At 67.2% G+C, this 14,003-nt stretch carries 8 protein-coding genes; 2 read left to right on the forward strand and 6 right to left on the reverse strand.

Features of this window, described 5'->3' with window-relative positions:
* Positions 1 to 6: 6 nt before the first annotated feature.
* Positions 7 to 5,472: an alpha-2-macroglobulin family protein gene (locus ACUXVX_RS20595; RefSeq protein WP_446309754.1), complete on the reverse strand. Its 5,466-nt coding sequence runs from the start codon at positions 5,470 to 5,472 to the stop codon at positions 7 to 9.
* Positions 5,473 to 5,669: 197 nt separating this feature from the next.
* Here ACUXVX_RS20595 and ACUXVX_RS20600 point away from each other — a divergent pair, with 197 nt between their 5' ends.
* Positions 5,670 to 7,985: an ATP-binding protein gene (locus ACUXVX_RS20600; protein ID WP_446309755.1), complete on the forward strand. Its 2,316-nt coding sequence runs from the start codon at positions 5,670 to 5,672 to the stop codon at positions 7,983 to 7,985.
* A 12-nt stretch (positions 7,986 to 7,997) separates the two neighbouring features.
* On the opposite strand, the gene yaaA is transcribed toward ACUXVX_RS20600, so the two are convergent.
* The 4 genes from yaaA to ACUXVX_RS20620 form a co-directional block, all read right to left on the reverse strand.
* A complete protein-coding gene (gene yaaA, locus ACUXVX_RS20605; RefSeq protein WP_446309756.1) occupies positions 7,998 to 8,774 on the reverse strand; it encodes a peroxide stress protein YaaA in 777 nt (258 codons plus the stop codon).
* 121 nt (positions 8,775 to 8,895) lie between these two features.
* Positions 8,896 to 10,956 (reverse strand): DNA helicase RecQ, encoded by a 2,061-nt coding sequence (recQ, locus tag ACUXVX_RS20610; protein WP_446309757.1) that lies wholly within the window; start codon positions 10,954 to 10,956, stop codon positions 8,896 to 8,898.
* Between the two features lie 74 nt (positions 10,957 to 11,030).
* Positions 11,031 to 11,471 carry a hypothetical protein gene (locus ACUXVX_RS20615; RefSeq protein WP_222471818.1) on the reverse strand — a complete coding sequence of 147 codons (441 nt, stop codon included), beginning with the start codon at positions 11,469 to 11,471 and terminating at the stop codon, positions 11,031 to 11,033.
* A 147-nt stretch (positions 11,472 to 11,618) separates the two neighbouring features.
* Positions 11,619 to 11,909, reverse strand: a complete 291-nt coding sequence (locus ACUXVX_RS20620) for a YggT family protein (protein ID WP_222471817.1) — start codon at positions 11,907 to 11,909, stop codon at positions 11,619 to 11,621.
* Between the two features lie 119 nt (positions 11,910 to 12,028).
* On the opposite strand from ACUXVX_RS20620, the gene ACUXVX_RS20625 reads away from it, so the two are divergent.
* Positions 12,029 to 12,568 (forward strand): acyl-CoA thioesterase, encoded by a 540-nt coding sequence (locus ACUXVX_RS20625; protein ID WP_446309758.1) that lies wholly within the window; start codon positions 12,029 to 12,031, stop codon positions 12,566 to 12,568.
* Between the two features lie 39 nt (positions 12,569 to 12,607).
* Here the strand turns inward: ACUXVX_RS20625 and ACUXVX_RS20630 are convergent, their stop codons facing one another.
* Positions 12,608 to 13,978 (reverse strand): mechanosensitive ion channel family protein, encoded by a 1,371-nt coding sequence (locus tag ACUXVX_RS20630; RefSeq protein WP_446309759.1) that lies wholly within the window; start codon positions 13,976 to 13,978, stop codon positions 12,608 to 12,610.
* Between the last annotated feature and the right edge of the window lie 25 nt (positions 13,979 to 14,003).

Consider the following 14,003-nt stretch of genomic DNA (forward strand, 5'->3'; position numbering starts at 1 on the left):
CCGGCCCTACTCCACCACCGTCACGCGGCCTGCATCGGTGCGGGCGCGGAAGGCGGGGCGATACATATCCTCCACCGAGGCCGCCGGGTGGTGGTAGCTGCCGGGCGAGATGGCGCGGACGATGTAGGCCAGCCGGAAGGGCTTGTCAGACCGCCAGTTGACCGCCGAGAGGAACCGCTCCTGCCGGAACTCGGAGTGCTCGGCGGAGGTGGTCTTGAGCCAGTCCAACTCGCGGATGTCGCCGGAGCGGATCAGCGAGGGGTTGTCGATCTCGAAGCCTGCGGGCAGGGCATCGTCGACCATCAGCCGGGCCTCGCGGTTGCCGAAGGGGGTGACGGTGAGCACCACCACCATGCGCTCGCCCGCAGGCACGGCGCCGAGGTCCACGCCGAAGCCCTCCATGGTGTAATACTCGCGCTCGATCGCGTAGCCGTTGCCGCCAGCGGGCTCAGGCTCTGACGGCACGCCGAAGGTGGTGAGCGTCAGGGTGGTTGCTGCGCCGCTGTCATTGCGGATTTCGACCGGCTGGGCTGCCGTCTCATCGGCGAGCACCTCGACCAGCGGGCCGGTGACCGGCTGGCCGTTGCGGGTGAAGCCATCACGCGGGGCGGCGTCGATCAGGGCCTTGGCGGCCATCAGGGTCCAGACTTTCTCTTGCGTGGAACGGTAGCCGGTTTCACCGGTCACCCGCACCGAGAGGGCCTCGCGGTTAACCGCCTGGCTGCCGGCCTCTGCCGCAAGCGCCAGCACTGCCGCCGCATCGCGCAGGTCGGTGCCGTAGTCATCGCGCCAGCCAGTGCCGGGCTCTTTGCCGGTCTGGGCCACCAGTTGCGCGGCCGCACGGGTGAACATGGCATCGGCACGGGTCGGGTCGCCGTAAAGCGAGAGCGCGGTGCCGAGTTGTGCTGCCCCGAGGGGCGTGGTGAAGGCCTGCGGCTTTACATCGGCGTAATACCGAAGATCGCCCATGGAGGCCGCGCCCTCACGGGCCAGCACCATCAGCGCATAGGCAATCGCCTCGCCGCCCTCGTCGAAGTCGGGCTGGTAGTTGACCTGATTGCGCAGGTTGTCGATCGCATTGCGGAAGGCGATGGCGGGCACCTCGTAGCCCTTGCCCCGTGCCCGGCTGAGGAAGTCGGTCACATAGGCGTCGAGCCAGAAGTCACGGTCGGAGTTCGCATACCAGAGGCCGAAGCCACCGGAGGCGGACTGGCGGGCGAGGATGCGGGTGATCGCGCCCTCGACGCGTTGCCGGGTATCGCCGCGCTCCTCCAGCCCCATCGCGCGGCTCACCTCATCGAAGTAGAGCAGCGGCATGGCGCGGGAGGTGGTTTGCTCGGTGCAGCCGTAGGGGTAGCGGTCGAGCGAGGCCAGAAGGCCCGGCACATCGAAGCGACCAAGCGGGCCTAGGGCCAGCGTGGCCTTGCCGGTGCCGGGTTGCAGGCCGGTGAAGACATCGCGGGTGAAGCTGAAGCTCTGGCCCAAGGCCAGCTCGAAGCGGGAGGTGCGGGAGACCTCCGGGTCGTTGAGCTGGATGGGCAGGTTCAGCGGCTTGTCCAGCACCTCGCCGGAAGGCGTGGTGAGCGCGACGTTTATCTGCGCCAGCCCCGGATTGCCCGCGACCACGGTGAGCGGCAGGCGGATGGTCTGGCCCTCGGCGAGGTCCATCGTGGAGGCCGCGCCGGTGGGCAGGGTCACGCCGCTACCGGTGACGGCAAGGCCGATCTGGCCGGTTTCGCCGGAGGCATGGGTAATTTCCAGCAACAGGCGGCCCTCGTCGCCCGGGGCCATGAAGCGGGGCAGCGAGGCTTGCAGCACGATGGGATCGCGCACCAGCACATCGGCGGAGGCCTCGCCCACACCGGTCTTGGACCATGCCACGGCCATGACCTTCACCGAGCCGTTGAAGGAGGGCATATCAAAGGAGGTGCGGGCGTAGCCATCGGCACCCACCTCGAGCGGGCCGGAGAAATAGGCGACCAGCTCTTCGGTTGGCGGGGGCGACTGCATGTTGTTGCCTGCGTTCGCGTCACCGCCCGAGCGGATTTCGCCCATCGCGCCATTCATCCCGTCGATCAGGCGACCATAGATGTCGCGCATGCCCATGCCGAGGCGGCGCTGGCCGAAGTAGTGGCCGGAGGGGTCGGGCGGGGTGAAGCCGGTGAGGTTGAGGATGCCTTGGTCGACGGCGGCGATGGTGACATGGGCGGTTTCGCCGGGCTGGACGCCCTCGACCTTCACCGCCACGTCGAGCGGGCCGCGGGGGCGGATCTCGGCGGGGGCTTCGATCGCTGCCGCGAGTTGGTGCACGCCGGGATCGACGGAGGCGTGGCTGAGGCCCAGCGCACGGGCGGGGCCGCGCTTGTCTGACACGTCCATCGGGCGGATCACGGTGGCGCTCACATAGGCACCTGCGCCCCAGTCATCGGTGACGGGCAGTTGCACGAGCGTATCGGTCTCGGCTTCGACATCGACGGTTTTCATGTCGATCAGGCGGTTGGAGACGACCGTCACCAGCGCCTTGCCGGAGTATCGCGGGACGATCCGCAGGGTGGCGGTATCGCCCGGCTTGTAGCTTTCGGCATCGAGCGACACGTCGAGCGTGTCTGGCGTGGAGGAGACATCCGCCGGGGCATACCAGCCGGCATAGAACTCGTAGGAGGCGGCGGTGAAGGCACCGTCGACCCGCTCGACGACAAGCTCGTAGTTGCCCCAGTCGACGAGGCCGGCGACCTGCAGGGGCGTTTCGCCAAGGCGGCCTTCGCCAGTGGCGATGCGCTCGCGGCGGGTGATCGGCTCCCAGTTCCACGCGCCGTATTCGGAGTACCACTGGTAGCGGCGGGTGACGCGATTCAGGGTCCATTTCACGGACATTTCAGTGGGGGCAAGGTCGGCATCGACAGCGATCACCGAGAAGGCGGCCTCGGTGCCTTCGGGCACGACCCCTTCAAAGGCGGGCTTGATACCGATCATCGGCTTGCCCGGACCGGTCACCACGGCCTCGCGGCGCTCCACCGGGCGGCCGGAGCCTTCGGCCACGCGCACGGTCAGGCGGGCCTCGATGGGACCGTCGAAGGCTTCCATCTCGCCGGGCATGTCGAGCGCAAGTTGCGCCATGCCCTCGTCATCGGTGGTGGTGTTGTTCAGGTATGAGGTTTGCGGGCGTGCCCCGCTGTTGTGGGTGCCGAAGTGGTAGCCCGCAAATCCCTCAAGCTGGCGGCGGGGCGAGATGCGTAGCTCGCCCTCGACCGGAAGGCCCGCGCCGGGCGCGCCAAATAGATAGCGCACCTCGATGTCCGCCACGACCTCACCCTCGGTTAGCCCCTCGGTGGGCACCGCGATGGAGAAGTCGATGCGTTCGGGCAGGAAATCTTCCACCAGCACGGTTTTGGTGGCGATGGGCGGCGCTTTCGGGTCGGCGTGGAGCGCGAGGGACCATGCGCCGCGCGGGGCGGCACCGGAGACGGGCATGGAGAATACATGGCCGCCGTCGACGCCTTCGGCGGAGAAGTGGCGGGCGTATTCCACCCCGTCAGGGCGGGTCAGGATGGCGGTGAGCGGCAGGCCTTGGACGGCCTCGGCCTTGGCGTCGCGCACCAGAGCGGTGGCATAGATGGTTTCACCCGCGCGGTAGGCGCCGCGGTCGGTGGTGAGGAAGGCATCCACCGCGCCGGCAGGCTCGCGGCCCTCGACGCCCCGGTCGGAGAGATCGAAGGAGGGATCGGTGAGCGACAGGAAGCCCATATCTTCTTCGCCGTTCTTGACCAGCACCATCGCGGGAGCCGCGCCGCCGCGCCCGAGGGTCAGCCCCGGCTCGAACTTGGCGTAGCCCTGCGCGTCGGTGGTGGCCTGCCCCAGTTCGCGGTTGGAGCGCGACAGCAGGGTGACGGAGAGGCCCTCGATCGGGTCGGCACTGGTGAGGGAGCGGGTGAAGACGTGCAGCCCATCGGCCCCCGACATGGAGGCGAGGCCGATGTCGGAGATCACGAACCACTGTGTGGCTGCCGGGTTCTCATAGGGGTCGGCGCCCCGGATGGCGGCCTTGAGGGCATAGACCCCGGCGGGCAGATCGGCGATGGCCTCGGCCATCGGCAGGCGGGTGGTGACATCCTCGTTCAGGCGCCGCTCCATGTGGCCGGTGCCTTCCCAGACGGTCTCGGCGATGTCGCCTTCGAAATAGTCTTCTTCCCACTCATTGAGCGGGCGGCCGAAGTAGCTTTCTTGGATCACCCGGAGCAGGTTGCGGTCGGAGACGCGGTGCAGGGTGAGGTCGACCTCTTCGGTGTTGACTGTGACAATCGGGATCGCCGCATCGGTGGTTTTGGGCAGAACGTAGGCACGGCCCGGGAAGCGCACCTGCGCGGCGCGGTCGCGGACGTAGAAAGAAAGCTCGACATCCTTGGCCATCTTCTCGCCAGTGGCAGAGGGCAGGCCCGCGCGGAGCACAACGCGGTAGCGCTCGCCATGCACCAGACCCTCGATGCAGAGCTGGTTGCCCGAGGCCTCGGCGGTGAAGGAGGTGCCGGGCAGAGACACATAGGGCGCGTAATCGGTGCCGCTCTCGGCCAGCCGTTCGGAGAAGGTGGCGCAGACGCGAGGCACAACGGGGTTCGGGTCCACCTGATCGTCGGTGACGCGGAAGCCGTATTTGCCCAGCGCATCATCCAGTGCGGCCTGCGTGCCCGGGTCGGGCAGGGTGGCCTGTGCGAGGCGGAGGGCGGGGATCATATCACGCCCGCGGCCTGCCCGCTCCAGCGCGGAGGCCAAGACCTTGAGGGCGGAAGCCTGCTCGGAGGGCGTATCGGCCCGCAGGTAGCCGTTGATCGCGCCCATGAGCGCGCGGCGGTCATACTGGCGCTTCTGGGAGCTGTTCTCACCCGTCGCGTCCAGCGCGTAACGGGCATAGTCGATCCACTGATCATCGCGGTCCGCCAGCACCACGGCCGGGCCCATCCAGATCATCGCCTCGCGGGCATTGCCATTGCGGAAGGCTTCGAGCGCGCCGGATTGCAGGCGATCCAGTGTCCAGCCGGCGGGGGAGTGCAGGCCCGCCATGCCCTCGGCGAAGTCGCGGGCGGAGGTGAGGTCTCCGGGGCGCAGGAAGGCCAGCTCGGCGGCGCGGCTGCGCGCGAGCGCGATGCGATCCGGGGCTTCGGAGACGACGGTGGCGGATTGCGCCCCCTCATAGGGCTCGCGCCGCTCGACCCCGCGCTTGGGGAAGCAGGCGTTGGAACGTGCGTTGAACGTGAAGGCCCCGCAGGCGGTATCGGCAAGGCAGGCAGTGCGGCAGGCATCGTAGGAGGTATCGAAAAGCGCGCGCAGGTCGGCACCGTAAAAGTCGGTGTCCTTCTCGGGGATCAGCCGCCGCTCGGGGATCGGCGCAGGCGCGCCGGGCCCCTGCTGGGCGGTGACAGGCAGGCCGGTGACGGCAAGAAGCAGCAGGCAGAGAAGGGGCGCGAGGAGGCGGCGCATGGGTAATGACCTCGGATCTGAAATGCGTTGAATCCGCGGCGATGGTGGCATGGCGCTGCGACGCGAGTCCAGTGGCGCGGAGGAGTTGTGAACGCTCAATTCACGTTAAGACGGTTTAAACCGAAAGCAGGCAAAACCGGTGCCGAGGGCGCCTTAACCATGATTCTCGCGCGCCCCGAGCGATGGGGAGCCGAGATATGTCACTCACGGACAAGCTGGCGAGAGAACGGCGGGGCCGGCTGGCGGCTGAGCGGATGCTGGAGCTGAAGAGCCGTGAGCTGATGGCGGCGAACCGGAAGCTCTCTGACCATGCGCTGAAGCTCTCCGATACGATCATCGCCCAGCGCGAGGTGGTCGCCACCACGCGGGCGCAGGCCCATGCGCTGAAGGAAGAGGCCGAGACGATGAAGGGCGTGGCGCAGGAGACCCGCGCCAACCTCGAAAAGGCCGAAAAGGCCGCCACCATCGCCGAGCGACGGCTGTGGGATTCGGTCGAGACGGTGACGGACGGCTTTGCCGTATTCGACGCCGAGGACAGGCTGGTGGCCGCCAACTCCGCGTGGCTCTCGCTTTTCGAGGGGCTGGAGTCGATGGCGCCGGGCATCACCTATATCGACATGCTGCGCCTCGCGGTGGAGGAGGGGCTGATCGACCCGGGCGACAGCTCCCCCGGCGACTGGATCACCTCGATGCTCGATCGGTGGGATACCGAGACGATCCCCGACATGACGATCCGCCTGTTTGACGGGCGTTACCTGCGGCTGCACGACAGGCGCAGCGCCAATGGAGACATGGTCTGCCTCGGCATCGACATCACCCATAACATGCGCCAGCAGCGGGAGTTGAAGAAGGCGCGGGATGCTGCGGAGGCCGCCACCCGGGCCAAGTCGGCTTTTCTGGCCAAGATGAGCCACGAGCTGCGCACGCCGATGAACGGGGTCGTTGGCATGGCCGATCTGCTGCTCGACACCGGGGTGGACGAGGAGCAGGCGCTGTTCATCCGCACCATCCGCAACTCGGGCGAGGCGCTGCTGGAGATCATCAACGATGTGCTCGATTTCTCCCGCGCGGAGGCGGAGAAGCTGGAGCTCTACCCCGAGGCCTTCGACCTCGAAGCGATGCTCTGCGAGGTGGTGACGCTCTCGATGCCCGTCGCCAAGGAGCGCGGGCTGGACCTGTTGCTGGACTATGCGCCCGATGCGCCCGTCATGGTGACCGCTGACCAGAAGCGGCTGCGACAGGTGGTGGTGAACCTGCTCGGCAATGCGATCAAGTTCACCGAAAACGGCTTTGTTCGGATCGAGGTGCGCGCCGCCGCGCCGCGTGAGGCGGGTGCGCCCTGGGGGCTGCGGATCGCGGTGGAGGATACCGGCATCGGCATTCCGGGTGACATGCGCGAGCATATTTTCGGCCAGTTCAACCAGGTACAGGACGAGGGGAACCGCAAGTTCGAGGGGACTGGGCTGGGCCTTGCGATCACCCGGCAGTTGGTGGAGCTGATGGGCGGCCAGATCGGCTTTGTTTCGGAGCAGGGAAAGGGCACCACTTTCAGCGTGGACCTGAGCCTGCCGGCCGAAGCACCTGCGGTGAAGATCGGCCGCTGGCCTGAAGGGAAGGCACCGCGGATCATTGCGGCGACGGCCTCAAAGGCCGGGGCGACCGTGGCCCGCAGCAGATCGGAGGTGACGGGACTGGAGATCGAGGTGGCCCGTGCGCCGGAAGTGTTGCGCAGCCTCATCGCCGAGGGGCCGGAGCCGGACCTCGTGGCGATCGACAGTGATTTCATGGCCCTTGGCCTCGCTGACCTTGTGCGGGAGTTACGCGGGGAGCTGCCGCGCACGAAGGTGCTTTGCGTGTTGCGGCAAGGTCAGCAGGGGGTACGGGGCGCGCTGGCGGGCACGGGGGTGGATCACGTGATCTCTTACCCCTACCGCAACGCGGAGATGGCAGAGGTTTACGCCAGCCTCGCGCCAGAGCCTTTGCGGCTGAGTTCGGCTGAGGTCGCCCGGGAGACCTCCCCCGCCGAGGCCACGCCCGAGCCTGTGGCAGATCCGGTGCGGGCCGCCGCCCATGACACGCCGGGGCGCGTGATGCGGATACTGGCAGCGGAGGACAACGCTACGAACCGGCTGGTCTTCTCGCAGATGCTGAAGCAGCTGAACATCGAGCTGAGCTTTGCAGAGAACGGTCGGGAGGCAGTGGAGCGCTACGCGCTGGAGCGTCCCGACATGGTGTTCATGGATATCTCGATGCCGGAGATGGACGGCAAATCAGCCACCCGCGCGATCCGCATACTGGAGGCCGAGAATGGTTGGCCGCGCGTGCCGGTGGTGGCGATGACGGCACATGCGATGGCCGGAGACGAAGAGGCGATTCTGGCCGCCGGGCTGGACCATTACCTGACCAAACCTTTGAAAAAGCAGCTCATTCACGAGCAGATCGCCATTCACGCGCCCGCAGTAGCGGAGCCTTTCGACCTGCCGGCAAAGCCAGAACCGGCGCTTGTGGGCTAAGGCCCGTGCGGCTCAGGCCGTGGTGTCTGGCCGCGAGAAGGTGGGCGCGCCGGGTTCGGAAAGATCGGGGCGGAAGCGATAGCCGCCGGTGTCGAAACTTTCCAGCGCGGTGGCAGATTGAAGCCGGTTCTGGATGATGAACCGCGCCATCGCTCCGCGCGCCTGCTTGGCGAAAAAGCTGACCTGCTTCGGGCCGCCCGGCTTTTCTTCAAGAAAGCGCGGGGTGGTGACCGTCAGCCCGCCCAGCGCCTTGGGATCGACCGCGCCGAAATACTCCTGGCTGGCGCAGTTGACGAGCGTGTCGGTGCCCAGCGCCTCGGCCTGCGCGGTGAGCGCCTTGGCCAGACGGTCGCCCCAATGGGCGTAAAGGCTGGGGTTGCGGCCGACCTTCAGCCGCGAGCCCATCTCGAGCCGGTAGGGCTGTATCGCGTCGCGGGGGCGGAGCAAACCGTAGAGGCCGGAGAGAATACGCAGGTGATCCTGTGCCCAATCGAGCTCGTCTGGGTCGAGCGAGGCGGCCTCAAGCCCGGTGTAGGTGTCGCCCGCGAACGCAAAGGCGGCGGGACGGGTCGCCTCGGCCTCCGGCTCGGGCGAGAAGGCGCGGAACCGGTCCTGGTTGAGCTTGGCCAGATCGGGCGAAATACCCATCAACTTTTGCAGCGCTGGCCGCGAGAGTTTGGCACCGGCGCGGGCCAGTTTGGCGGCGTCTTCGGGAAAGGCCGGCGCAGTTTGGGCGAGATCGCGCGGCTGCCAGTCGAGTCGCTTGGCGGGGGAGATCACGATGAGCATGAGGGGCTTTTAGCGGGTGTCGCGGGCGAGGTGAACCGGGGAGGCTCATCCGCCCTTCGAGGCGTCTTCGCCGCGCCCCGGCGGATGCGAGGAAACCGCCGGGGCGGTTGACGAGCGGCCGCTACTCGCTTGCCAGTGCCGCGAGGAAAGCCGGGCCGAAGCGGTCGACGTGGCGCTCGCTCATGCCCTGCACCCTTCCCAGCGCGTCGATGTTGGCGGGTGCGGCCTTGACGATGCGGCGCAGCAGGGCGGTGTCGCAGGAGAGCGGTTTCTCGGTGCCGTCTTCGCCTCGGTAGAGTTGCTGCACGGCCTCCTGCAATCGGTCGAAGGCTTCGCCCTGCCCCCGCGCGGCCATCTCGCGCCGTGCCGGGTGCATCTCCGGCGTGGTCTCGCCGGTCAGGACGGCCAGAAACTCGGCGCCGTAGCGCTCCAGCTTCTTGGCGCCGACGCCGCTCACCTGCGCCATCTGATCCAGCGTTTCGGGCCGTTGCTCGACCATTTCGATCAGCGTGCGGTCGGGGAAGACCACGTAGGCCGGCACGCGCTGTGCCTCGGCCAAGGCGCGGCGCTTGGCCTTGAGGGCCGAGAGCAGCGGCGCGTCTTCTTCGCTCACCAGCATCTTCACGGCCGGGCGGCGGGCGGTATCGGCCTTGGCGATGGAATCGCGGCGCAGGGTGATACTGGCCTCGCCGCGCAGGATTGGGCGGGCGGCCTCGGTCATCCGCAGGGCGCCGTGGCGCTCGGGGTCGGGGCGCATGAGGTCGAGGCCCATGATCTGCCGGAACACCGCCTGCCAGACCTTGCGGCTGTGCTTGGTGCCGACGCCGAAGGTGGGCAGGTCGGTATGGCCGCGCTGGCGGACCTTGTCGGTTTCGATGCCGAGCAGGATATCGGTCAGGTGGCCCGCGCCAAACCACTCGCCGGTGCGCAGCGCGGCGGAGAGCGCCATGCGGACGGCCTCAGTGCCGTCGAAGACCTCGGGGGGCTTTTCGCAGAGGTCGCAGTTGCCGCAGTCGTCGCTCTCCTCGCCGAAGTAGCCCAGCAGCAGCTTGCGGCGGCAGCCCTGCGCCTCGGCAAGGCCGAGGAGCGCGTTGAGGCGGCCGTGGTCGGCCACGCGGCGCTCGGGCGGGGCGAGCGACTCGTCGACCTGCGACCGGCGCAGGCGTATGTCGTCCGGCCCGTAGAGGGTGAGCGTGTCGGCGGGCAACCCGTCGCGCCCGGCGCGGCCGATCTCCTGATAGTAGCTCTCGATCGACTTAGGCAGATCGGCATGGAGCACCCAGCGGATATCGGGCTTGTCGACGCCCATGCCGAAGGCGACCGTGGCCACCACGATCAACCCGTCCTCGGCCTGGAACCGGCGCTCGACCTCGCGGCGCGGCTCGGCTTCCATCCCGGCGTGATAGGCCACAGCGGCGTGGCCTTCGGCGGTGAGGGCGGCGGCGATGCTTTCGGTTCGCGCGCGGGTGCCACAATAGATGATGCCAGCCTGCCCGCGCCGGGCGGCGGCGAAGGCGAGCATCTGATTGCGCGGCTTGTCCTTGGCCTCGAAGGCGAGGCGGATGTTGGGCCGGTCGAAACCGCGGAGGAAGGCGCGGGGAGGGGTGCCGCCGAATAGCCGGGTGACGATCTCTTCCTGCGTTTCGGCATCCGCTGTTGCGGTGAAGGCGGCCAGCGGCACGCCCATGCGGGCGCAGAGTGGGCCGATCTCGAGGTAATCGGGGCGGAAGTCATGGCCCCATTGGCTGACGCAATGGGCCTCGTCCACCGCGATGAGCTGCACGCCGGCACGGCGCAGCAGGCGCTCGGTGCCAGAGGAGCGCAGGCGCTCGGGGGCCATGTAGAGGATCTTTAGGCTGCCCTCGTCGATGGCGCGAAAGACGGCATCGGTCTCTTCCTCGGTGTTGGCCGAGCAGAGCGCGCCCGCCTCCACGCCAAGGCCACGCAGGGCGGCGACCTGATCGCGCATGAGGGCGATGAGGGGGGAGATCACCAGGGTGGCCCCCTCACGGCAGAGCGCGGGGAGCTGGTAGCAGAGCGACTTGCCGCCGCCGGTGGGCATGATGGCGAGGGTCGGCTCGCCGGACAGCACCGAAGTGACAATCTCTTCCTGCCCCGGGCGAAACTCGGGGAAGCCGAAGACGGAATGAAGAAATTCGGAAGGCGCGGTTTGGGCGGGCATGGGCGGGGGCCGAGTGAGGGGAAGTTGCCCCTACCTACCCCCCGCGCCAAAGGCGCCGCAACCGGAACCCGGCGCTAGCCGATCCGGTGCCACATGCCGGCGGTGGTGATGGCCGAAGCGCCCACGCCGATGGTGCCGCCGAAGCACTCCTGGCTGGAGAACATGTAGCCGCCCCAGTTGAAGGCGGTAATGATGGTCACGCCGTAGCCGACCGAGAGCCCGGCGCCTGCCGTGGTCAGCCGCCCGGCGCTGCCGTGCAGGTCGTCGGCGCTGAAGGCGCGTTCGCACTCGAGGTCGGTGTAGCTGAGGCCACCGGTGCTGAAATCGGGCATGGATGCGCCGCCGAGCGAGCCGCCCACGCCGAGGCCGTAGCCGGTGAAGGTATAGGTACCGCGATGGTTGGCCGTTGCGCTGCGCATCTCGAAGGTCCAGACGCCGCCGCCGACGGCGGCTGCACCGCCGATCTGGGCAAGGCCGGCAACGCGCCAGTCTGCTGCTTTGATATTGTTCGCCATAGGTTCGATCTCCCGAAATGACTTGATGAGGTTTGAATGACTTTTCTTGCCCCCCGCGGCAGAAATTTCCGCGATGGTGCCCTCAAGATAGGGGATTTCGGTCACGATTTTAAGAGGTGGGCGTGAGGTTTTGCCCGCGTGGGCCGCTCAGATCAGTTGCTGGAACACGCCGGGAAGAATGATGTTGCGCAGGGCGATCACCACGATGAAGGCGACCAGAGGCGCAAGATCGAGCGCGCCGGTGTCGGGCAGCACGCGGCGGATCGGGCGGTAGACCGGCTCGAGCAGGCGATTGAGGCCATCCCACAGCTGATAGACGAAGGGTTGGCGCAGGTTGAGAATCTGGAAGGAGATCAGCCAGCTCATGATCACGTGGGCCAGCATGATGAAGAAGACCACACCGAGGATGAGGTCGAGCAACTGGTAGATCATCAGCATGGGCGGGTCTCCGTAATGGCCGCGATGTAGGTATTCATGGCAGGCCAGAGTTGCAACAGGCTTAACCGTGCCGTGACGTCGCGATTGACGCTGGCGGCAGGCGGCGCAGGGTGCGCCGCATGTACCCTTTCATCCGCATGGCCAAGGAGCTCTGGCTCGCAGGCCGCCAGCCCGCCCTGCCCTTTGACGGCACCCACATCAGCCACCACCGCTGCTGGCCGTGGGATCTGGATTTCTGGATGGAGCTGAACAACGGGCGCACGCTCACGCTCTACGATCTGGGCCGCATCCCGCTTGCACGGCGCACCGGGCTGGTGCCGGTGCTGCGGGCAAAGCGCTGGGGGCTGACCATTGCAGGCTCGGCAGTGCGCTACCGCAAGCGGATCACCATGTTTCAGAAGTTCTCCACCCAGAGCCGGATGATCGGCTGGGACCATCGGTTCATTTACATCGAGCAGAGCATGTGGCGGGGCGAGACCTGCTGCGGGCAGGCGGTGTTTCGGAGTGCGGTGACGGGCGCGGCGGGCATTGTGCCGCCGGTGGAAGTGATGGAGGCACTGGGGATTGCCGACCATCCGGGCAAGGTGCTGCCGGAGTGGGTGCAGGCGTGGATCGCCGCAGAGGATTCCCGGCCCTGGCCACCGGAGCGCGTGGGGTAGCGTTTAGGGGCGTTAGGCCGTGCGACCTGACGGTGCTGGTCAGTCTGCCTTGCCTGCGGCCTCGGCCTTGTTCTTTGCATCGGCTGGCTGTGACGGGTCTTCGTCGGCCAGCATCCGGACTTCACGCTGCGGGAAGGGGATGGAGATGTCATTCTCCTTGAAGGCATCCCAGAGCGCGAGGAACACGTTGCCGCGGATGTTGGTCAGGCCGCCTGTCGGGTCTTCGATCCAGAAGCGCAGGATGTAATCCACCGAGCTGTCGCCAAAGCCCACAATATGGCACACCGGCGGGCGCCATGTGAGCACCCGGTCGACGCTCTTGGCCGCCTCGATGGCGATCTTGCGGACGGCGTGCGGATCGTCGTGGTAGGCGGTGCCGAAGAAGATATCGAGCCGGACGTAATCGTTGGAGTGCGACCAGTTCACCACCTGCCCGGTGATGAGGTCTTCGTTCGGGATCAGGTATTCCTTGCCGTCGCGGGTGACGACCGAGACGTAGCGTGCGCCGAGCGAATTGATCCAACCGAAAGTATCGCCCAGCGAGATCACGTCGCCCGGCTTGATAGACTTGTCGAGCAGGATGATCACGCCCGAGACGAGGTTGGAGACGACCTTTTGCAAGCCGAAACCGAGGCCGATACCGATGGCACCGGAGAGCACGGCGAGGCCGGTCAGGTCGAAGCCGACGGCCTTCAGGCCGAGGAAGAAGGCCGCGCCGAAGAGGACGATTTGCAGGACCTTGATGATCAGTTCCTGCATCGAGGGCGAGATGTCTTTGTTGGTGCGGATCTTGCCCTGCGCGCCCTTGAGGATAACGCGGGCGAAGAAGAACAACAGACCGGTGATGATCAGCGCCTTCAGCAGACCGAGGACCGAGAGGCGGAACTCGCCTACCTCCAGCGCGACGCCCTCCATCAGGTCGGAGGCGCCCTCCCAGAGACCAAGGAAGTAGAGCGTGACCCATATCCACGCGCCCCAGCGTACCACACGGCGGAGAAACTGGTTGCGGATCAGGCGGGTGGCGAGGCCGATGATCAGCCAAGCCGTGGCGATGGTGGCCACGATGCCGATAATGTAGCTGCGGGAGGGCCAGGTGACCTCCTTCATTATCCAGAAGGTGGCCCATGCGAACATCACGAAGAAAATCAGCGTGAGCCGCTGTTCCAGCACGAGCAGCACGCGGAGCTGCCACTTCGGTCGGCCCTCCAACGTGCGCATCCAGCCGCGCATACGGGGCGACACCGCTTTGCGGACCAGCCATGCGGCCGCGAAGAGGCCGACGACGATGGCGAGTTGGTAGAGCCGCCAGGGCTGGAGCATGGAGACGAGGAAGCTCTCGGCCAGCCCGAGAAGGCCGGTGAAATGCTGTTGCAGCGCTTCGATCTGCTGTGACTGCTCGTCGGGGTTCATCCGATCCCACCTCCTCCGCTATCGT

The sequence above is a fragment of the Vannielia sp. SX4 genome (assembly GCF_052828525.1).

Bases quoted from the DNA above. Each gene is read 5' to 3' on its own strand.
- ACUXVX_RS20620 (WP_222471817.1), bottom strand. From the start codon at position 11,909: ATGCTGATGATCTACCAGTTGCTCGACCTCATCCTCGGTGTGGTCTTC.
- ACUXVX_RS20600 (WP_446309755.1), top strand. From the start codon at position 5,670: ATGTCACTCACGGACAAGCTGGCGAGAGAACGGCGGGGCCGGCTGGCG.
- ACUXVX_RS20630 (WP_446309759.1), bottom strand. From the start codon at position 13,978: ATGAACCCCGACGAGCAGTCACAGCAGATCGAAGCGCTGCAACAGCAT.
- ACUXVX_RS20615 (WP_222471818.1), bottom strand. From the start codon at position 11,471: ATGGCGAACAATATCAAAGCAGCAGACTGGCGCGTTGCCGGCCTTGCC.
- recQ (WP_446309757.1), bottom strand. From the start codon at position 10,956: ATGCCCGCCCAAACCGCGCCTTCCGAATTTCTTCATTCCGTCTTCGGC.
- ACUXVX_RS20595 (WP_446309754.1), bottom strand. From the start codon at position 5,472: ATGCGCCGCCTCCTCGCGCCCCTTCTCTGCCTGCTGCTTCTTGCCGTC.
- ACUXVX_RS20625 (WP_446309758.1), top strand. From the start codon at position 12,029: ATGTACCCTTTCATCCGCATGGCCAAGGAGCTCTGGCTCGCAGGCCGC.
- yaaA (WP_446309756.1), bottom strand. From the start codon at position 8,774: ATGCTCATCGTGATCTCCCCCGCCAAGCGACTCGACTGGCAGCCGCGC.